We start from the raw sequence: 18275 nt of genomic DNA, 5'->3' as shown, positions 1-18275 counted from the left end.
CCGATGAGCAGGATGGGTCGGGATACCGAGTCACGTCTCGGGACAAACCTGCACGTTCTGTCGCCGTCGGACGGCGGCCGGCGACACGGACCGGAAGTGACCGGCGTGACAGTCGGTCGCCTGCAGGAGAGTTCGTTCAACGCCGTCGACGAGAGGAGACAGCGAACCCCTCGTCGCCCGTCTCGCCGAGCACGGCGCGCAACGACTGGCGTGCGCCGCACTTCTTGCTGCGCAGGAGCGCCGCGTCGATCAGGCGGTGCGCTTGCCGGCAGTCGTCGACCTCGACGACGACGCGGTGGAACGGACGTCCCGAGAGGTAGACGACCACGGCCTCGGCGCCCCCGTGGACCCCCCACAGCTGGCGACGCTCGCCGATCCCCCACGACCCCACCCGAAGGCGTCCCGGCCACCACGAGCCGGGGCAGGGCAGCAACGGGCTCGAGGCCACCGCGTCGGCCCGCGACATCACCCTCGAGCCGACGACCCGCTCGAAGGGCACATCGAGGCTCCGCCGGCACGCGGCGGCCCGGTCGAGCCCCGTGAACCCCACCCTCAACCCGGTCTGCGTCACCTCGAGCTTGATCGGCATCGGCACCTCAGCTTCGTCCGGGAGCAGGCCGACCGGCCTGGCCCTTCGGCGCCACCCCGCGCTACTGGAGGCGAACAGATCGACACGCTGCCGCCACGGAGCACGGCGCAGTTACCGCCGCGAGGCCGTCACCACCCGAGTTCGTTCCGATGTCGGCGCCCGGCGCGTCAACCGGAGCAGCGCTGGACCCATCCGCCGGATCAGGAGGAGGACGGTCTCCCCTGCCGTGCGGCTCAACGGGCGACGACGCCGAGGAGGCTGTGCGGGTGGGGAACCCGCGGCCGAGCAGACCGGCCGGCGCGTGCGTTCTCCAAGATCTCCTCACCCCGACCGGAACCTCCGCCGGAGTACCGTCGGAGGGGCCGAGGGCGTCGGGTCACCGCGACGGGATCGCTCGATCCGGCGCCGGGCTCTGACGAGGAGGACCAATGATCGGATTCATCGTGGCCGGGCTGATCATCGGCGCGCTGGCGCGGCTGATCAAGCCGGGCAAGCAGAACCTCGGGATCCTCGCTACCCTGCTCCTCGGCCTCGTCGGCTCCGTCATCGGCGGGTCGATCGCGAGCTTCCTCGGGACCGGCGACATCTTCGAGCTCAACGTCCTCGGGTTCATCTTCGCGGTGATCGCCTCGGTGCTCCTCATCGGCGTCGCCGAGGGCCTGTCCGGGCGGCGACGCACCACCCGCACCTGATTCGGCGGAGCCCCCGCCGGACCCCTCCGCTGAAGTCGCTCGGCCTCGGGTTCGTGCTCTCGGCGGCGAACCCAAGAACCTGCTCATCACGGTCGGCGCGGCCGCCGCCGTCGCCCAGACCGGCACCTCCGCCAGCGGGCAGGCGGTGGCGCTCGCCGTCTTCGTGGTCCTCGGCACGGTCGGGCCGGGGCTGCCGCTGGCGATCTACGTCGTGCTCGGCGCCCGCTCGCGCGCGGTGCTCGAGGGGCTGCGCTCGTGGATGGCCACCCACAACTCCGCGATCATGGCGGTGCTCCTCGTCGTCATCGGCACGAAGCTCGGGGGCGACGGCATCGCGGGTCTCGCCGGGTGAGGCACCCGCTCTCACCCGCCTCGGATGAGGACCGTGGCGGGCGCCCCCCGAAAGCTGATCGTCATCACCAGGGGAGGCGATCGTCGTGCCCGGATCTCAGCCGAACATCCTCGTCATCTGCGGTGACGACATCGGCATCACCAACCTGTCCTGCTACAGCGACGGCCTCGTGGGCTACCGCACACCGAACATCGCGGCCGAGGGCATGCGGTTCACCGACTCCTACGGCGAGCAGAGCTGCACCGCCGGACGCGCCGCGTTCATCACCGGCCAGAGCGTCTACCGCACCGGCCGATCCGCATCTGGAGCCGGATCGGGCGGCGGCCGATCCTGTCCATCGGCAACTCGAACGGCGACCGGCCGATGATGGACTTCTCGGGCACGCCCGACGGCCCCGGCCTGCGCCTGCTCGTCCTGCACGACGACGCGGAGCGGGAGTTCGACTACACCGCCGGCGCCGAGGACGTCCTCGGCCGGGCCCGCGACCAGGGCTGGACCGTGGTCAGCATGGCGAACGACTGGACCACGGTGTTCGGCGCGCCGTGACCGCCGACGACGCGCTGCGGTGGGTGCCGCCGCAGACCTTCACGATGGGCTCCGACCGGCACTACCCGGAGGAGGCGCCGGCGCGCCCGGCCACGGTCGACGGCCTCTGGGTCGAGCGGCACCCGGTGACCAACGCCCAGTTCGCGCGGTTCGTCCGCGCCACCGGGTACCGCACGGTCGCCGAGCGCCCGCTCGACCCGGCCGACTATCCGGGCGCCCCGCCGGAGAACCTGCACCCCGGGTCGATGGTCTTCACCGGCACGCCCGGGCCCGTCGACCTGCGCCACCTCGCGCAGTGGTGGACGTGGACGCCCGGGGCGCACTGGCGTCGCCCCGAGGGGCCGGGGTCGTCGCTGGCGCAGCGCGCCGACCACCCCGTCGTCCACGTCGCGGCCGAGGACGCCGAGGCGTACGCCGCATGGGCCGGCCGGCGCCTGCCGACCGAGACCGAGTGGGAGGCCGCCGCCCGCGGCGGGCTCGACGGCGCCGACTACACGTGGGGCGACGACCCCCGCGACGGGATGGCGAACCACTGGCACGGCGCCTTCCCGTGGCGCGCCGACCCCGGGTACGGCAGGACCACCCCGGTCGGCCGGTTCCCGGCCAACGGCTACGACCTCGTCGACACGGCCGGCAACGTCTGGGAGTGGACGGCCGACCCCACGGCACCCACTGTGCCCGCCCACCGCGTCGTCAAGGGCGGCTCGTTCCTCTGCGCCGACGAGTACTGCCGCCGCTACCGGCCCGCGGCGCGGCGACCGCAGGCCGTCGACACCGGCATGAGCCACCTCGGCTTCCGCTGCGTCGTCACCGCCGCGGCGGGTGCTCCGTGACGCTCGGGGTCGTCTACGACGTCGACGGCGTCCTGCGGATCGCGCCCCTGCGGCGGCTGTGGGGCCGGTTGCTCGCCCTGCTCACCCGGGGCCCGCGGGACCGCCGGTCGCTGCTGGGCATGCAGCGGCTGCTGACGATGGCCGCCGACGACGCCGGCGCCGAGGTCTTCTTCCTGACCGCGCTGCCGCCGAGGCTCGCCGGCCCGCTGCTGCGCGCGCTGCACCACGACCACTACCCCGCGGGCACGGTGCTGACGGCCGGGCGGGGGCTCTTCTCCGGGTGGTTCGTGGGCGGGGGGCTGGCCCACAAGCGCGCCACGCTCGACCGGCTGGCCCGGAGCCGACCGGGGACGTCGTGGGTCCTCATCGGGGACGACGGGGGCCACGACCCGGTGCTGTTCGACGGATTCGCCCGCGACCACCCGGGGCGGGTGGTGGCGATCGCCCTGCGCCGGGTCTTCGATTCCGGCGATGCTGACGAGGAGCCCGCCGAGCCGCAGCCGGCCGACTGGCCCGCCACCGGTCCCCCGGTCGTCGACGCGCCGAACGGCGAGGAGCTGCTCCCCCGGCTCGGCGCCGCGCTGGGCCTCGACCCGGCGCGCGGCGAGCCGCGGACCGAGGACTGGTTCCTCACCGCCGACCAGCGCGGCAACCCGGCCACCCGCCTGCGGCCCTGGACCGAGGGCAACGCGGTGCGACTGCGCGTGCACGGCACCGCCTACTACGCCACCCTCGCGGAACGCCTGGCCCGGACCGGGGCCGGCGAGCAGGTGCTGTTCCTGGGCTGGCGCGGCGACGGCGACCAGCAGCTCGCGGACGGCGGACCGACCGTCTCCGCGGCGCTCGCGGCGGCGGCGCGACGCGGCGCCCGAGTGCGCGGGCTGCTGTGGCGCTCGCACCTGGAGGCGCTCGGCTACCACGTGGCCCCGAACCGCCGGCTCACCGCGGACCTCCTCGCGGCCGGCGGCGAGGTGCTGCTCGACCAGCGGATCCGGCCGCTCGGCAGCCACCACCAGAAGCTCGTCGTCATCCGCGACGACGCGACCGCGGACGACGACGTCGCCTACCTCGGCGGCATCGACCTCGTCCTCGGCGCCCGCGACGACGTCGTGCACCGGGGCGACCCGCAGTCGGCCGCGTCCGGCGACGAGTACACCCGCAGCCCGCGCCACGACGCCCAGCTCGAGCTGCGCGGGCCCGTCGTCCGGGACCTGCAGGAGGTCTTCGCCGAGCGCTGGCGCGACCCCGCACCGCTGGTCCGGCTGCCCTGGCACGTCGTCCCCGACCGCCTCCACCGCCTGCCGCGGACCGCCTCACCACTCGCGGAGCCCACCCCGGACCCGCCGCGGGCCGGGCGGTGCGCGGTGCAGGTCCTGCGCACCTACCCCCGTCGCCGGCCGCCCTACCCGTTCGCGCCCCGGGGCGAGCGCAGCATCGCCCGCGGCCTGATCAAGGCGCTGGGGCGGGCGCAGCGGCTGGTCTACGTCGAGGACCAGTACTTGTGGTCCGCCGACGTCGCGCGCGTGTTCGCCGCCGCCCTCCGGCGTGCCCCGCGGCTGCACCTGATCGCCGTCGTCCCCCGCCCCGACCACGACGACGGCGGGAGCCCCGCCGACGTGGGTCAGAGCGAGGCCATGGCCATGGTGCGCGGGGCCGGCGGCGACCGCGTGCAGGTCCTCGACGTCGAGAACGACGAGGGCCGCCCGGTCTACGTGCACGCGAAGATCTGCGTCGTGGACGACGTCTGGGCCACCGTCGGCAGCAACAACTTCAACACCCGATCCTGGACCCACGACTCCGAGCTGCTCGCCGCGATCCTCGACGACGAGCGCGACGGGCGCGCCCCCGCGGACCCGGGCGGGCTGGGCGACGGCGCCCGCGGGCTCGCCCGCCGTCTGCGCCTCGAGCTGATGACCGAGCACCTCGACCTCTCCGACGACGCCGAGCTGCTCGACCCCGACCACGCCGCGGCCGTCGTCCGCGCGCAGGCCGCTGCGCTGGACGCGTGGCACGCCGACGGCGCGCACGGCCCCCGCCCGCCCGGCCGCCTGCGCCGTCACGCCTTCGGGGAGGACCAGGTCCGGCTGACGCGGCGCCGGCGCTGGATCACCGGCCCCGCCTACCGGAGGGTGCTCGACCCCGACGGTCGCCCGTTGGGCGCGCGGCTGCGTCGCACCTACTGAGGCGCGGCAGCTGCTCCTCGCCTCCCGTTTGCCACGGTCGATGCGTCTTCAAGTATCACTGAGTAAGAACGACACCGCTGTCGCAACGTAGCGTGGTGATGTAACACTCGATCGGCCTAACGCATCTCTCTTTGTGGTTACTATCCGCGACATGGACCCCGCCGGGGTCCGCCAGCTGCCGGGACGACCACCGTCCTCGACCCAGCACTCATGGGGGCGTCTGCCACCCCCACCGGCTCCGCCGCGTCCACCCGGCGGGCCACGACGAGGCCCCGGAGCACGAACAGTGCTCTGCCGCCCGAGGAGTCTCGACCTTGCGCAAGCTCAGCACTCTGGCGACCCTGATGTTCGCCCTCCTGCTCGTGGGGATCGCCCCCGCCTCCGCCGCGGGGAACGATTACCCGTACAGCACCGCCGCGCCGGGCGTCTCCGATCCGTGGGGCATGACGGAGCGGCAGTGCACGTCGTTCGTGGCGTGGCGCTCGCACCAGAACGGTCAGGACATCCCCGGCAAGACCGGGGGGCGTGGGGCGTGGACGGCAGATCGCTGGGACGACAACGCAGCCCAGCTCCGCAAGAAGGTCGACCGCAGGGCCACGGTCGGCGGGTTCGCCCAGTGGAACGCCCACGAGCACGTCGGCTACACGTATCAGGGTCGGCAGTACTCGATGACGGCCGGCGACATGGGCCACATCGCCTACGTCGCGAGCGTGAACGCGGACGGCACCGTGACCCTGCAGGACTACAACTGGTTCGGGGGCTCCCGCGCGTACGGCACGAGGACCCTCCCGGCCACGGCGGTACCTCGCTACATCCACTGAGGTCAGGGCCTCAGCGGGCACGTCCCCGCGTCCGCGACGCGGTCCCGACGCTCCGCCCGCGCACCAGCGCGCGACTCAGCTCGCGGACGCGGGGGCGCGGGCCCGCGTCGGCCCGCTCCGACGCCACGCGTCGCCGCCCGCTCGCGGCGTGCGACGAGCCTGCGCTCGGGGAGTCGTCCCGGCCGCGGCGCAGCCTTGCGCGCACCCGGAGGGCGAGGTCGCGGGCCGTCTCCGGGGGCAGGAAGGCGAGGTACGTCGTCAGCATGAGCACGCTGAAGAAGCCGACCATCATCGACAGCTCGATGGACAGGTGGAGCGACACGCCGAGGGCGAGCACCCAGGGACGCAGCCTGCGGTTCCACACGAAGATCGCGATCGAGATCTCCAGCAGCAGGGTCCCGAAGGTCATGAGCTCGCTGAGGACGACGGAGTCGGAGAGGAATCCCGGCGTCGGGAGCCGGTGGACGTCGCTGATGCGCAGGGCGTACGACACGGCGGTCCCGTCCCGCCAGCGTTCACCCTGCAACTTCTCCCACACCGTGGAGAGGTAGATGACGCTGAGCTGGACCTGCATCAACCGCAGGACCCACGGTGCGCGGAGCGGGAACTCCCAGAACGTCTCACGTGCGCGCCGCCACCGGTCGAGCGACAGGGCCTCGCCGGCCGGGGAGAAGATGAAGTAGAAGGCCAGGGTCCGCAGCAGCATGTCGCCGGCGTTGAGGATGTAGGGATCGCGTCGAGCGAAGGACACCACCCCGACGAAGAGCACGATCGTCGCCAGCCGGGTCCGGAAGCCGATCGTGAGGCCCACCGCGCCGAGCAGCGTCGCCACCCACAGGCCGACGACCACCGGGGCGCTGGTGGAGACGCTCAACAGCGTCCAGTCGCCGATCCCGAGGTCCGGTACCGCGGGGACGACGCCGTCCGGGCCGAAGAACGTCAGCAGGGCCGGGACCTGCGACAGGGTCCACAGCGTCGCCACGAACCCGAACACGATCCGGACGACTGCGATGGTGGACGTGGGTTCGGGCCGGAACCAGAACGTGTTCCACGCTGCCCGCACCCGGTCCCGGGCCACCCTCATCGGGCGCTCACCGGCGCGGTGTAGAAGTCCTCGTCGACGAAGGGCCGCGCGTCGCGCCCGGAACCCGGCGGAAGGTTCTTCGACGTCCTGCGGATGAGCGTGATCCGGAGGGGCTCTCCCCCTTCGCGCCGGTCCTGGTCGACCACCCACTCGGCGTACGGCCGGCGGAGCGCGCGACCGTCCGATCGGGACAACCGCTCGCCGTACTTCCGCCAGCGGTACTGGTAGTAGGACGCCGGCCCGGTGCTGGTGGGTAGCGGACGGAGGGACACCGAGCCGTCGGCGCGCTCGATGCGAGCCAGGATGTAGACGCTCTGTGCCCGCGGGTTCGGGGAGAAGATCGACCAGCTCTGGTCCAGCCCGGTCGCGTTCAGGTAGGGCCGGGCGACGGTCACGAGGCCCTCCTTGATCGTCGAGTCCGGCATGTTCTGGACGAGGACCGCCCCGACGGTGAGGACGAGGAAGATCGTGATCATGAGGCGGCGTCGGGGTGGGACGTCACCGCTCCCGGTCGTTGCCGGCTCGTCGGACCGTGCCGGGTCCGCCGGTTCCACGTCCCTCTTCACATCCATGTGCTGGTCCACTTCGCTGTCCACCGGTGAGCCGACGGCTCGAGGGTTCCGCGCGCTCGACCGAGCTCGCGGAGGGCGACCACACGGCGAAATGGCTCCGACCCCTCGGTTCAAGAGGTCGGAGCCATCCCGCGGTCGGGCGGTGCCTACGCCACGTCGACCTCCGACTCGATCACTTCATCGGGGATGAGCGCCGGGTCCTCGTCGGAGTCCGATGCGGTCTCCTCGTCGGAGTCCGGAGCGGTCTCCTCGTCGTCGCTCGGTGCGGACGACTCCTCGTCGCTCGGTGCGGACGACTCCTCGTCGCTCGGGGTCGTGGACTCCTCGTCGCTCGGGGTCGTGGACTCCTCGTCGCTCGGGGTCGTCGACTCCTCGTCGCTCGGGGTCGTGGACTCCTCGTCGCTCGGCGTCGTCGACTCCTCGTCGCTCGGCGTCGTCGACTCCTCGTCGCTCGGCGTCGTCGACTCCTCGTCGCTCGGCGTCGTCGACTCCTCGACGCTAGGCGCCGTCGACTCGTCGGTCTCGGGCACGACGGGCTCGTCGGTGCTCGGCGCCGTCGACTCGTCGGTCTCGGGCACGACGGGCTCGTCGGTGCTCGGCGCCGTCGACTCGTCGGTCTCGGGCACGATCGGCTCGTCGGTCAACGGAGCGTCCGTGGACGGTGCTGTCCGCTGGGCCGCTGCCCTCCCCGCCGGGTAGTTGTCGTCCTCGACGGTGTTCTCGCCGCCGCCGGCGTCGATGGTGTCGTCACCTTCGCTGCCGGTGATGGTGTCGTTGCCGCCACCCGCGGTCAGGGTGTCGTCGCCGGGTCCGCCGGTGATGGTGTTGTTGCCCTCGCCGCCGTCGATGATGTCGTCGCCGTTCGACCCGGTGATGGTGTCGTTCCCGTCACCACCATTGATGATCTTGCCCGGGCTGGCGTTGGTGCAGTCGATGACGTCGTTCCCGGACGATCCGGTGATGACGTTGCCGACCTGGCTGACCTCGGCGTTGACGACGCAGGGGACGTAGGGGGCGCCGTCGGTGCCGTCGTCGGCGCCGTCGGTGTCCGTGCCGTCGTCGGCCCCGTCGGTGTCGGTGCCGTCGTCGTCCGCACCATCGGTGTCGGTGCCGTCGTCGGCCCCATCGGTGTCCGTGCCGTCGTCGTCAGCACCGTCGGTGCCGTCGGTGCCGTCGGTGTCCGTGCCGTCGTCGTCCGCACCATCGGTGCCGTCGTCGGCGCCGTCGGTGCCGTCGTCGGCCCCATCGGCGCCATCGGTCCCGTCGGTGCCGCCGTCGGTGCCGTCAGCGCCGCCGTCGGTGCCATCAGCCCCGCCATCAGCGGTGCCGTCAGCACCGCCGTCGGTGCCGTCAGCCCCGCCATCAGCCGTGCCATCAGCACCGCCGTCGGCGCCATCAGCGCCGCCGTCAGCGGTTCCGTCGGTGCCACCGTTGTCGGTGCCGCCGCCACCGTTGTCGGTGCCGCCGCCACCGTTGTCGGTGCCGCCGCCGTTGTCGGTGCCGCCGCCGTTGTCGGTGCCGCCGCCGTTGTCGGTGCCGCCGCCGTTGTCGGTGCCACCGCCGTTGTCGGTGCCACCGCCGTTGTCGGTGCCACCGCCGTTGTCGGTGCCACCGCCGTTGTCGGTGCCGCCACCGTTGTCGGTGCCGCCACCGTTGTCGGTGCCACCGCCGTTGTCGGTGCCACCGCCGTTGTCGGTGCCGCCACCGTTGTCGGTGCCGCCACCGTTGTCGGTGCCGCCACCGTTGCCGCCGCCGGGAGTGTCCTGGTCACCGTTGCTGCCGGACGGACGCGTGATCGTGTCGTTCGACGGGGTGACGAGGGCGAACTCGTCCATGGGCGTCGCCGACGGCGTGATGGTGTTGACGTCGTCCTCGGCGAGGTCCTCCCACGTGGCGCCCGAGAACTCGGCCGGGCCCTCGGTGCCCTCGTCGAGGGGGTTGCCGCAGTAGCAGCGCACCTGGGGCACGCCGTACTCGTCGACGAGGACCGCGGTGCCGGCCTGGAGCACGGCAGGGAACGGGGTGGCCACGCCACCGGCGAACCCGTGGTTGGTCACGGCCGTGTCCGCGCGGAGCGCGACCGGGGTGAGCCCGTCGAGGTAGGAACCGATGGTCTCGGGCGCGATCCTCTCGACCGCGGCGAAGGCGCCGGCCCGGTCCGGGTTGCCCTGCAGGAAGGTCGCCATCGCCGCGCTGTCGCAGGCGTTGCCGAGCGTTCCGCCGTACAGGCCGGGCGTGGCGCCGGAGACCGGGCCCCCCGTGCCGCGCGCCAGGACGACGGTGGGAGCACCGGAGGCCTGCGGGGTGAAGGGGTTCGCCCCCGCGGCGGCGGCCGGCTCGGCGCGCACGTCCACGAGTGGGGCCTGGGTCGCTGGTGGGGAGGCGGTGGCGATGGCCGTGCCGGCACCACCGAGGATCAGGCCGGCCGCCGCGAAGGTGGCGACCAGGGGTCTACGCATCAGATCTGTCCCTCATCGCCGACCGGGTCAGCGAATGGTCTTGCCGTGTCGTGTCGTGCTTGACGCTCGGTAGCGTGTGGCTTGCGCCAGAAGAGCGTCAAGCCGTGTCATCACTTGTGGCAAGCAGCAGTGGACACGGAGTAGGTGAACACACCGCGAGCGAGAGCCACCGATGAGCGACACCGATCCGCGGGCGAGACCCGACCGTGCGCTGCCCCTCCACGACCTGATCCAGGCGCGGATGCAGGAACGCGGCTGGTCCTACAGCGACCTGGAGCGGGCCGCGGGGCGGGCGCTGACCCGCGGGCGGTGGCAGCAGCTGGGGTCGGGGGCGCCGCTGCGCAAGTTCCCGGACCCGGGCTCGCTGACCGTCATCTCGCAGGTGCTCGAGGTCGACATCACGACCGTCGTCCTCGCCGCCGCGCAGAGTCTCGGGCTGGACGTCCGCCAGCAGGGCGCGGACCTGTCGAGCCTGCTCCCCGACCGCACCGAGCGCCTCTCGGACCGGATGCGCGAGGCCATCCTGGCCCTCGTCCGCGCCGCGGTGGCCGAGACCCTGGCCGAGGACGGCCTCGAGCCCGCACGCTCCGATGCCCTGCGGGGGCTGCGGCTGGAGTGGCCGAAGACCGCGGCGCCCTCCGGGCCACCACCGACCGAGGACTCCCCCGACGACGACTGAGCCGGGCTCAGGCCCGGAGCGCGTGCTCGGCGGCGTGCGGGCCGCGGCGCAGGACGTCGAGGACCTCGATCATGGCCCAGCAGTGGTCCTCGGCCGGGCTGTCGGCGTCGAGGTGCAGCGCCCACTCCGCCGTCGTCGTGTCCAGGACCGCCACGACGCCGTCGAGCGGCACGTAGGTCACCGTCAGCATCGACCGCAGACCCTCGACCAGCACGGCGGCGGCCGCCGGGCCGAGCCGTCCCGACCCGCCGGGACCCCCGGCCGACGAGACGCCACGGAGCCGACGCGCCGACCGGCGCGACGCACCCACGGCGGGCGGCCCGGGGGCGGCGGACCGGCGCGCGGCAGGTGTTTCCCACGCGTCGATACAGCAGGACCTCCCTCGAGCGCGAGCGAGTGAGTCGCACCCGGGGGCTAGGGGTGGGGTAGAAGCAAGTCGCAACTAAGAGTTGAGATTAGACCGGCCACCCGTCACCCGCAAGGGAACCTGGCGTCGACACGGAGTCGTCGAGGGCCCACGAGAACCTCTTTCGGACGCCGTCCGTCATCCCCTCGCGGATCTTCGGTCACGGTGGGTGCAACCCGGACACGCCGTCCGTCGTAAGGTGCACCCCCGTGGAGCAGAGCCTGGGCGCGATCGTCCGCGAGGCGATGCACCGGCGCGGGCTCAACATCAAGCAATTGGCCCGCCTCACCGCCGACCTCGACGACCCGGTCTCCGAGGGCACGATCCACAACGTGATCAAGGGGCGGGTCGCGCACCCGCGCTACGCCACGATCCGGCCGCTGTGCCTCGTCCTGGACCTCGACTACAACGCGGTGCTCGCCGAGCTCCGCCGGCCCGCCCACCAGGTCCGGACCCTGCCCGACGACTTCCACCACCTCACCGACGAGCAGTGGCGGTCGCTGGTCGACGTCGCCCGGCAGTTCCGCATCGCCAACGAGGGCCGTCAGCGGGCCGCCGAGCCCGGTCCGCCCCCGGTCCCGCCGGACGCCTGAGGTCGCGCGTCAGGAGCCGGTCGGCGCGGAGGTGCGGACCCGCGACCCCTCGGGGGCCGAGGCCAGCAGGCCGAGGCGATAGGCCCGGGCCACGGCGTGGGCGCGCTCGTGCACCCCCAGCTTCGTGAACAGCCGGCGCGCGAGCGACTTGACGGTGTTGTTGGAGAGATACAGTTCTCTCCCGATCTGCGCGTTGCTCATCCCTTCGCACATCCCGTCGAGCACCTGCATCTCGCGCCGCGAGATGCGCAGGCTGACCTGGACGCCCCGGTGCAGGACGACGGTGCCCAGGGAGCCCGAGCCGTCGAGCAGCGCGCCGTCCATCCGCCCGGCCTGCGGGCTCACCGCCCAGGCCCGGACCGTGGCGTGCAGGAGGGTCGCGGTGACGTCGGCGGACGCGTCCCACCGCAGGAACCCGCAGGCCCCGGTGGCCACGGCCACGCGGACGGTGGCGGGGTCGTCCCGCGCACCGACCACCACCACCGGCACGCCGGGACACGTCGCGAGGACCCGGTGCACGGTCTCGAGGTCCTCCGGCTCGGCGCGGCGCGTCCCGAGGACGGCCACCCGGCCGGGCTCCTCGGTGAGGCGGCGGACCAGGTCGTCGACGTTCTCCGCCATGACGACCCGGCGCACGCCGGGCACCGCGACGAGCATCTGCCCGATGTGGTGGCGCGCCCAGGGGCGGTCGTCGTGGACCACGCAGACGTGGCTCATCTCGTCGCGCCGCTGGGGACCCGGTCGTCGACCTCCGCGCCGCGGTCCTGCACGGCGAGGATCTTCGCCGCGACGAGACCCAGGCCGCAGCTCAGCACGCACCAGCAGGCGCAGCCGACGCCGATCCAGCTCGCGATCCCCATGGAGCCCCCTCGTCCGTCCCGTTGTCGAGTGATGACGCGTTTGATGAGGGCACCGGGGGCTGGGGCACCGAGTATCGAGCGCAGAATGTAAATAGGAATTGAGAGAGTACGGGGCGTGTTCGCCTCGTGGCAACCGGTGACGACGCCCAGTCGGCGTCCGGTCTCACCCGCCGTCGCGGGGCAGCAGCGCGTGGCGCAGACCGAGCAGGCCGTTGACCATGGACGACAGGTCCTCGGCGGTCATCGCGATCTCGCCGGCGTGGTCGGCGTTGTCGATCCGGAGCACCACGGCCGGTGTCTCCTCGCACCCGCCGGGGCAGGCGACGTGGCGCAGGCGCGCGACGACGGCGACCTCGTGCTGGTAGCCGGGGTGCCACTCCAGGACCTCGGCCCCGTGGTCGCCCTCGCCCGACCCGCCCTCCCCCGAGGCCTGGTGCCACCGGTGGCCCGAGGCGGTCGTGACGTCACGGAGCGGACCGGATCGACCGGCGGCCCACGGGCCGCCGCGGCCCTTCGCACTCGCCGTCATGTCCCACGCCCTCCGCCTGCGCGTCCGGCACGCTTCGTCAGTCCGCCTGCACGCTCTGTGTGGATCTCGACTCTGCGGACACCCGTGTTACCCGCGTCGCCCGATGGGGTGAGACGGGTGGTTCCACCGCGCGGCGGGAGCCACGCGACCCGCCGAGCCGCGCGCCGCCGCAGCGGTCCCCCTACGCTGGCACCCCGTCCGTCCCGTATCCCCTGCCGAGAGGAGCGAGCCCGTGGTGTTCGCCGACGACGACGATGCCCGCCTGCGCGAGTTCCTCAGCACGGGGCGGCGCTTCGCCGAGGCGACGACCGTCGAGCAGACGCTCCAGCTCATCATCACGGCCGCCGTCGACACGTCACCGGCGACGGACCTGGCCGGCGTCATGCTCCTCGAGGGCCCGGGCAAGATCACCTCGCCGGCCACCACCGACCACGTGGTCAACGAGCTCGACGAGGTGCAGGCCCAGCACGACGAGGGGCCGTGCGTGGAGTCCATCTACGACGAGGAGATCGTGCTCGTCCAGGACATGGGCGAGCACCTCGACCGCTGGCCGACCTTCGCCCGGCGCGCCCTCGACCTCGGCGTGCACAGCTCGCTGTCGTTCCAGCTCTACAGCCACCACAAGCGCGCCGGGTCGCTCAACCTGTTCAGCCACCACGCCCACGCGTTCGGCGACGAGGACCGCATCCTCGGGGCGCTGTTCGCCAACCAGGCGGGCCTCGCGCTGCTCGGGGCGCAGCGCGCCGCGCAGCTCGACCGCGCCGTGGCCTCGCGCGACGTCATCGGCACCGCCAAGGGCATCCTCATGGAGCGCTTCGGCCTCGACGACAACGAGGCGTTCCAGCGCCTCGTGCGCAGCTCGCAGGACACGAACATCAAGCTGGTCGACGTCGCCCGCTGGCTGGTCAGCGAGCAGGGCGCGGTGGACAAGCAACACGAGGGCTGACCCGCAGTGGACCCGCAGCGCCGACAGCACCTCGCGCGGCTGCGCCGCGTCCGCGACCGGATCGACCGCGAGTACGCACAGCCGCTCGACGTCGAGGCGCTGGCGCGCGGCGTGCACATGTCCGCCGGGTACCTCAGCCGGGAGTTCCGGCGCGCGTTCGGCGAGTCGCCGTACAGCTACCTCATGACCCGGCGCATCGAGCGCGCGATGGCGTTGCTGCGCCGCGGCGACCTCGGCGTCACCGAGGTCTGCTTCGCCGTGGGCTCCTCGTCGCTGGGCACGTTCAGCACCCGGTTCACCGAGCTGGTCGGGATGTCGCCGAGCGCCTACCGGCGGCAGGCCGTCTCGCCGGGCGCGGGGATGTCGCCGTGCGTGGCGAAGCAGGTGACACGACCGGTCAGGAATCGAGAAGCACGGACCGTGCCGCCGCGGCCAGCATGAGCGGCATGAGCGACACCGACCTCACCATCCACCAGGCCTTCCTCCCCCACGACGACCACGAGGCCTCGCTGGCCTTCTACCGCGACACGCTCGGGTTCGAGGTGCGCAACGACGTCGAGTACATGGGCATGCACTGGCTCACGGTCGGACCCCCGGAGCAGCCGGGGACGTCGATCGTCCTGCACCCGCCGGCGATCGACCCGGGGATCACCGACGACGAGCGCCGGACGATCACCGACATGATGGCCAAGGGCACGTTCGCGAGCATCAACCTGGCGACCACGAGCCTCGACAGCACCTTCGAGCGCCTGCAGGCCGGGGACGTCGACGTGGTGCAGGAGCCGACCGACCAGCCCTGGGGCATCCGCGACTGCGCGCTGCGCGACCCCGCGGGCAACATGATCCGCATCTTCGAGGTCAAGTGACCGCACGACCCGCAGGAACGGAGACCCGATGAGCACGGCCACGAGTGCCGGCACGTCCGCGACGGCGTCCGCCGCCGACGGACACGACCGCATCCGCGTCCACGGAGCCCGCGAGAACAACCTCAAGGACGTGAACGTCGAGCTGCCGAAGCGCCGGCTGACCGTGTTCACCGGCGTCTCGGGCTCGGGCAAGAGCTCGCTGGTGTTCGGCACGATCGCCGCCGAGTCCCAGCGGATGATCAACGAGACCTACAGCACCTTCGTGCAGGGCTTCATGCCCACGATGGACCGGCCCGACGTCGACGTCCTCGACGGCCTGACCACCGCGATCATCGTCGGCCAGGAGCGGATGGGCGGCGACGTCCGCTCCACCGTCGGCACCGCCACCGACACGGGCGCGATGCTGCGCATCCTGTTCAGCCGGCTCGGCGAGCCGCACGTCGGTGGTCCGCAGGCGTTCTCGTTCAACGTCGCGTCCATCAGCGGAGCAGGCGCCGTCACCCTCGAGAAGGGGGGCCGGGAGGTCAAGGAGCGCCGCGAGTTCAGCATCACCGGCGGCATGTGCCCGCGCTGCGAGGGCCGCGGCACGGCGTCGGACTTCGACCTCACCGCGCTGTACGACGCCAGCAAGTCGATCAACGAGGGCGCGATCACGATCCCCGGCATGAGCGTCGACGGCTGGTTCGGCCGCATCCTGCGCGGCACCGGGTTCTTCGACCCGGACAAGCCGATCGGGCAGTTCACCCGGCGCGAGCTGGACCACCTGCTCCACCAGGAGCCGACCAAGATCAAGGTCGAGGGCATCAACCTGACCTTCACCGGGCTGATCCTGCAGATCCAGAAGTCGATGCTGGGCAAGGACCGGGAGGCGATGCAGCCGCACATCCGCGCCTTCGTCGACCGCGCGGTCGTCTTCGCCACCTGCCCGGAGTGCGGCGGTACCCGCCTGTCCGAGGCGGCACGGTCGTCGAAGATTCGCGGCAAGCACATCGGCGAGGTCTCGGCGATGCAGATCAGCGACCTGGCCGCCTGGGTGCGGGAGCTCGAGGCCCCGTCGGTCGGACCGCTGCTGGAGTCGCTGACCGAGACGCTCGACTCGTTCGTCGAGATCGGGCTCGGCTACCTCTCGCTCGACCGGCCGGCGGGCACGCTCTCGGGCGGCGAGGCGCAGCGCACCAAGATGATCCGGCACCTCGGGTCGGCGCTCACCGACGTCACGTACGTCTTCGACGAGCCGACCATCGGGCTGCACCCGCACGACATCGACCGCATGAACACGCTGCTCCTGCGCCTGCGGGACAAGGGCAACACGGTCCTCGTCGTCGAGCACAAGCCGGAGACCATCGCGATCGCCGACCACGTCGTCGACCTCGGCCCGCGGGCGGGCACCGCGGGCGGCGAGATCGTCTACGAGGGCTCCCTCGACGGCCTGCGCGCCAGCGGCACGCTCACCGGCCGGCACCTCGACGACCGCGCGTCGCTCAAGACGACGGTGCGCACCCCTAACGGCGCGATGGAGATCCGCGGCGCGGACGCCCACAACCTGCGCGGGGTCGACGTCGACATCCCGCTGGGCGTGCTGGTGGCGGTCACCGGGGTGGCGGGCTCGGGCAAGAGCTCGCTGATCCACGGCTCGGTGGCGCGGCGCGACGGCGTCGTGGTGGTCGACCAGACGGCCATCAAGGGCTCGCGGCGCAGCAACCCGGCGACCTACACCGGGCTGCTCGAGCCGATCCGCAAGGCGTTCGCCAAGGCCAACGGGGTGAAGCCGGCCCTGTTCAGCGCGAACTCCGAGGGCGCCTGCCCCAACTGCAACGGCGCGGGCGTGATCTACACCGACCTCGGGATCATGGCGGGCATGTCCACGCTCTGCGAGGTGTGCGAGGGCAAGCGGTTCGAGGCGTCGGTGCTCGAGTACACCCTCGGCGGCAAGGACATCAGCGAGGTCCTGGCGATGCCGGTGGCCGAGGCCGTCGAGTTCTTCGGCGCCGGGGGCGCCCGGACGTCCGCGGCGCACAAGATTCTCGTGCGGCTCGCCGACGTCGGGCTCGGCTACCTCACGCTCGGCCAGCCGCTGACCACGCTGTCGGGCGGCGAGCGCCAGCGGCTCAAGCTGGCGACGCAGATGGGCGAGGAGGGCGGGGTCTACGTCCTGGACGAGCCGACCACGGGCCTGCACCTCGCCGACGTCGAGCAGCTGCTCGGGCTGCTGGACCGCCTCGTGGACGCCGGCAAGTCGGTGATCGTCATCGAGCACCACCAGGCGGTCATGGCGCACGCCGACTGGATCGTCGACCTCGGACCGGGGGCCGGCCACGACGGCGGCCGGATCGTCTTCGAGGGCACACCCGCCGACCTCGTCGCCGACCGGACCACGCTGACCGGTCAGCACCTCGCCGGCTACGTCGGGGCCTGAAACCGGACGGACCGGACAGGTGCGCGGGGGCGGCGTCACCCCTACCCTCGCCCCGTGGCACCCGGTGCGTGGCCGGTGGTCCTCGCCGACGAGACCACCGTCGAACTGCGGGCCGTGGCGCCCGCCGACGCCGAGCTGCTGGCCGACGGGTACCGGGAGCTCAGCCCGCACTCGGCCTACACCCGCTTCCACACGCTGTACGCCGAACTCTCCCCGGCCCAGCTCGCGTACTTCACGCGGGTGGACCACCACGACCACGAGGCGGTGGGCGCCCTGCTGCCCGACACGGGCGAGGGGCTCGGCATCGCGCGGTACGTGCGCGACGCCGACGACCCGACCCACGCCGAGCTGGCGATCACCGTCCTCGACCGGTGGCAGGGCCGGGGGCTGGGCCGCGTCCTGCTCGACGCCGTGGCCGACCGGGCCCGCGACGAGGGCATCACCTGCCTCACCGCCGAGGTGCTCAGCGAGAACCGGCCGATGCTCGGGCTCCTGCGCCGGGCGGGGCCCGTGACGCTCGACCGCGAGGGCGACACGACGATCGCGCACCTGGAACTCTGACCTCGGTGATCACCCAGTGCGCACTCCGATGGGCCATCAGGGTGACAAAGCCTGACTTGTGTCCCGGATTCTGTCACCTTGGGTGACCACCGCACGGAGGAGGACCCATGTCGCTCAGCACCCCGCTCCGGCCCGTGGCGGTCCCGACCGGCGCACACGAGCACACCTCGGCCTGCTGGTGGGACCACCTGGCGGGCCGCTGGGCCGGCGCGGCCCACCCGGAGCCGGCCGTGGCCCGCATCCCCGCACCCCGTGCCGCCGCCGAGGACCCGACGGCCTGACCGGGCG

General features: G+C 72.8%; 22 protein-coding genes and 1 pseudogene. 15 read left to right on the top strand and 8 right to left on the bottom strand.

The genetic code is table 11. The features are described from left to right. Positions 1–136: 136 nt before the first annotated feature. A complete protein-coding gene (locus tag ACQPX6_RS08170; RefSeq protein WP_433786776.1) occupies positions 137–589 on the bottom strand; it encodes a hypothetical protein in 453 nt (150 codons plus the stop codon). Between the two features lie 428 nt (positions 590–1017). Here ACQPX6_RS08170 and ACQPX6_RS08165 point away from each other — a divergent pair, with 428 nt between their 5' ends. The 7 genes and pseudogenes from ACQPX6_RS08165 to ACQPX6_RS08135 all read left to right on the top strand — a co-directional run bounded on the left by ACQPX6_RS08165 (position 1018) and on the right by ACQPX6_RS08135 (position 6016). Continuing rightward, complete coding sequence (locus ACQPX6_RS08165) at positions 1018–1281, top strand: GlsB/YeaQ/YmgE family stress response membrane protein (protein ID WP_433786775.1); 264 nt, start codon at positions 1018–1020, stop codon at positions 1279–1281. 76 nt (positions 1282–1357) lie between these two features. Beyond that, a pseudogene (locus ACQPX6_RS08160) lies at positions 1358–1633 on the top strand (GAP family protein); the annotation flags it as partial. An 85-nt stretch (positions 1634–1718) separates the two neighbouring features. Then, on the top strand, positions 1719–2000 hold the full coding sequence (locus ACQPX6_RS08155) for a sulfatase-like hydrolase/transferase (protein ID WP_433786773.1): 282 nt from the start codon (positions 1719–1721) through the stop codon (positions 1998–2000). Then, entirely contained in the window at positions 1997–2179 is a 183-nt protein-coding gene (locus tag ACQPX6_RS08150) for a hypothetical protein (RefSeq protein ID WP_433786771.1), read from the top strand. The genes ACQPX6_RS08155 and ACQPX6_RS08150 overlap by 4 nt, the downstream gene beginning before the upstream one ends. After that, a complete protein-coding gene (locus tag ACQPX6_RS08145) occupies positions 2176–3012 on the top strand; it encodes an SUMF1/EgtB/PvdO family nonheme iron enzyme (RefSeq protein WP_433786769.1) in 837 nt (278 codons plus the stop codon). Before ACQPX6_RS08150 ends, ACQPX6_RS08145 begins: the two co-directional genes overlap by 4 nt. Further along, entirely contained in the window at positions 3009–5195 is a 2187-nt protein-coding gene (locus ACQPX6_RS08140) for a phosphatase domain-containing protein (RefSeq protein ID WP_433786767.1), read from the top strand. The genes ACQPX6_RS08145 and ACQPX6_RS08140 overlap by 4 nt, the downstream gene beginning before the upstream one ends. 314 nt (positions 5196–5509) lie before the next feature. Next, positions 5510–6016 carry a CHAP domain-containing protein gene (locus tag ACQPX6_RS08135; protein WP_433786766.1) on the top strand — a complete coding sequence of 169 codons (507 nt, stop codon included), beginning with the start codon at positions 5510–5512 and terminating at the stop codon, positions 6014–6016. A 10-nt stretch (positions 6017–6026) separates the two neighbouring features. Here the strand turns inward: ACQPX6_RS08135 and ACQPX6_RS08130 are convergent, their stop codons facing one another. The 3 genes from ACQPX6_RS08130 to ACQPX6_RS08120 all read right to left on the bottom strand — a co-directional run bounded on the left by ACQPX6_RS08130 (position 6027) and on the right by ACQPX6_RS08120 (position 10131). Continuing rightward, entirely contained in the window at positions 6027–7100 is a 1074-nt protein-coding gene (locus tag ACQPX6_RS08130) for an HTTM domain-containing protein (protein WP_433786764.1), read from the bottom strand. Then, positions 7097–7576: a hypothetical protein gene (locus ACQPX6_RS08125; RefSeq protein ID WP_433786762.1), complete on the bottom strand. Its 480-nt coding sequence runs from the start codon at positions 7574–7576 to the stop codon at positions 7097–7099. The genes ACQPX6_RS08130 and ACQPX6_RS08125 overlap by 4 nt, the downstream gene beginning before the upstream one ends. A 242-nt stretch (positions 7577–7818) precedes the next feature. Beyond that, on the bottom strand, positions 7819–10131 hold the full coding sequence (locus tag ACQPX6_RS08120; protein WP_433786761.1) for a DUF6777 domain-containing protein: 2313 nt from the start codon (positions 10129–10131) through the stop codon (positions 7819–7821). A 172-nt stretch (positions 10132–10303) separates the two neighbouring features. Between ACQPX6_RS08120 and ACQPX6_RS08115 the strand changes: the two genes are divergently transcribed. Beyond that, entirely contained in the window at positions 10304–10810 is a 507-nt protein-coding gene (locus ACQPX6_RS08115; RefSeq protein ID WP_433786758.1) for a hypothetical protein, read from the top strand. Between the two features lie 7 nt (positions 10811–10817). Here the strand turns inward: ACQPX6_RS08115 and ACQPX6_RS08110 are convergent, their stop codons facing one another. After that, positions 10818–11000 carry a hypothetical protein gene (locus ACQPX6_RS08110; protein ID WP_433786756.1) on the bottom strand — a complete coding sequence of 61 codons (183 nt, stop codon included), beginning with the start codon at positions 10998–11000 and terminating at the stop codon, positions 10818–10820. Positions 11001–11425: 425 nt separating this feature from the next. Here ACQPX6_RS08110 and ACQPX6_RS08105 point away from each other — a divergent pair, with 425 nt between their 5' ends. After that, positions 11426–11809, top strand: a complete 384-nt coding sequence (locus tag ACQPX6_RS08105; protein WP_433786754.1) for a helix-turn-helix domain-containing protein — start codon at positions 11426–11428, stop codon at positions 11807–11809. A gap of 9 nt (positions 11810–11818) precedes the next feature. On the opposite strand, the gene ACQPX6_RS08100 is transcribed toward ACQPX6_RS08105, so the two are convergent. From ACQPX6_RS08100 to ACQPX6_RS08090, 3 genes are all read right to left on the bottom strand, one after another. After that, positions 11819–12526 carry a response regulator transcription factor gene (locus ACQPX6_RS08100; RefSeq protein WP_433786752.1) on the bottom strand — a complete coding sequence of 236 codons (708 nt, stop codon included), beginning with the start codon at positions 12524–12526 and terminating at the stop codon, positions 11819–11821. After that, complete coding sequence (locus ACQPX6_RS08095; RefSeq protein ID WP_433786751.1) at positions 12523–12669, bottom strand: hypothetical protein; 147 nt, start codon at positions 12667–12669, stop codon at positions 12523–12525. The genes ACQPX6_RS08100 and ACQPX6_RS08095 overlap by 4 nt, the downstream gene beginning before the upstream one ends. Positions 12670–12832: 163 nt before the next feature. Beyond that, the gene (locus tag ACQPX6_RS08090) at positions 12833–13198 is read right to left on the bottom strand and encodes a hypothetical protein (protein ID WP_433786748.1); all 366 of its coding nucleotides are present in this window, start codon (positions 13196–13198) and stop codon (positions 12833–12835) included. A 232-nt stretch (positions 13199–13430) separates the two neighbouring features. Here ACQPX6_RS08090 and ACQPX6_RS08085 point away from each other — a divergent pair, with 232 nt between their 5' ends. The 6 genes from ACQPX6_RS08085 to ACQPX6_RS08060 all read left to right on the top strand — a co-directional run bounded on the left by ACQPX6_RS08085 (position 13431) and on the right by ACQPX6_RS08060 (position 18268). Further along, positions 13431–14144 carry a GAF and ANTAR domain-containing protein gene (locus tag ACQPX6_RS08085; RefSeq protein ID WP_433786747.1) on the top strand — a complete coding sequence of 238 codons (714 nt, stop codon included), beginning with the start codon at positions 13431–13433 and terminating at the stop codon, positions 14142–14144. A gap of 6 nt (positions 14145–14150) precedes the next feature. Then, positions 14151–14585 carry a helix-turn-helix transcriptional regulator gene (locus ACQPX6_RS08080; protein ID WP_433786745.1) on the top strand — a complete coding sequence of 145 codons (435 nt, stop codon included), beginning with the start codon at positions 14151–14153 and terminating at the stop codon, positions 14583–14585. Positions 14586–14590: 5 nt separating this feature from the next. Next, a complete protein-coding gene (locus tag ACQPX6_RS08075) occupies positions 14591–15010 on the top strand; it encodes a VOC family protein (protein WP_433786744.1) in 420 nt (139 codons plus the stop codon). A 28-nt stretch (positions 15011–15038) separates the two neighbouring features. Further along, complete coding sequence (locus ACQPX6_RS08070) at positions 15039–17426, top strand: ATP-binding cassette domain-containing protein (protein WP_433786742.1); 2388 nt, start codon at positions 15039–15041, stop codon at positions 17424–17426. Positions 17427–17480: 54 nt separating this feature from the next. Beyond that, the gene (locus ACQPX6_RS08065) at positions 17481–17987 is read left to right on the top strand and encodes an N-acetyltransferase family protein (protein ID WP_433786741.1); all 507 of its coding nucleotides are present in this window, start codon (positions 17481–17483) and stop codon (positions 17985–17987) included. Positions 17988–18094: 107 nt separating this feature from the next. Further along, positions 18095–18268: a hypothetical protein gene (locus ACQPX6_RS08060; RefSeq protein WP_433786739.1), complete on the top strand. Its 174-nt coding sequence runs from the start codon at positions 18095–18097 to the stop codon at positions 18266–18268. The last annotated feature ends 7 nt before the right edge of the window (positions 18269–18275 follow it).

Origin of the sequence: Actinomycetospora sp. CA-101289 (assembly GCF_050955895.1) — a bacterium.
Lineage (GTDB): Bacteria > Actinomycetota > Actinomycetes > Mycobacteriales > Pseudonocardiaceae > Actinomycetospora.
Note: the sequence above shows the minus strand (reverse complement) of the source record. Positions and strands in the feature narration are given on the sequence as shown.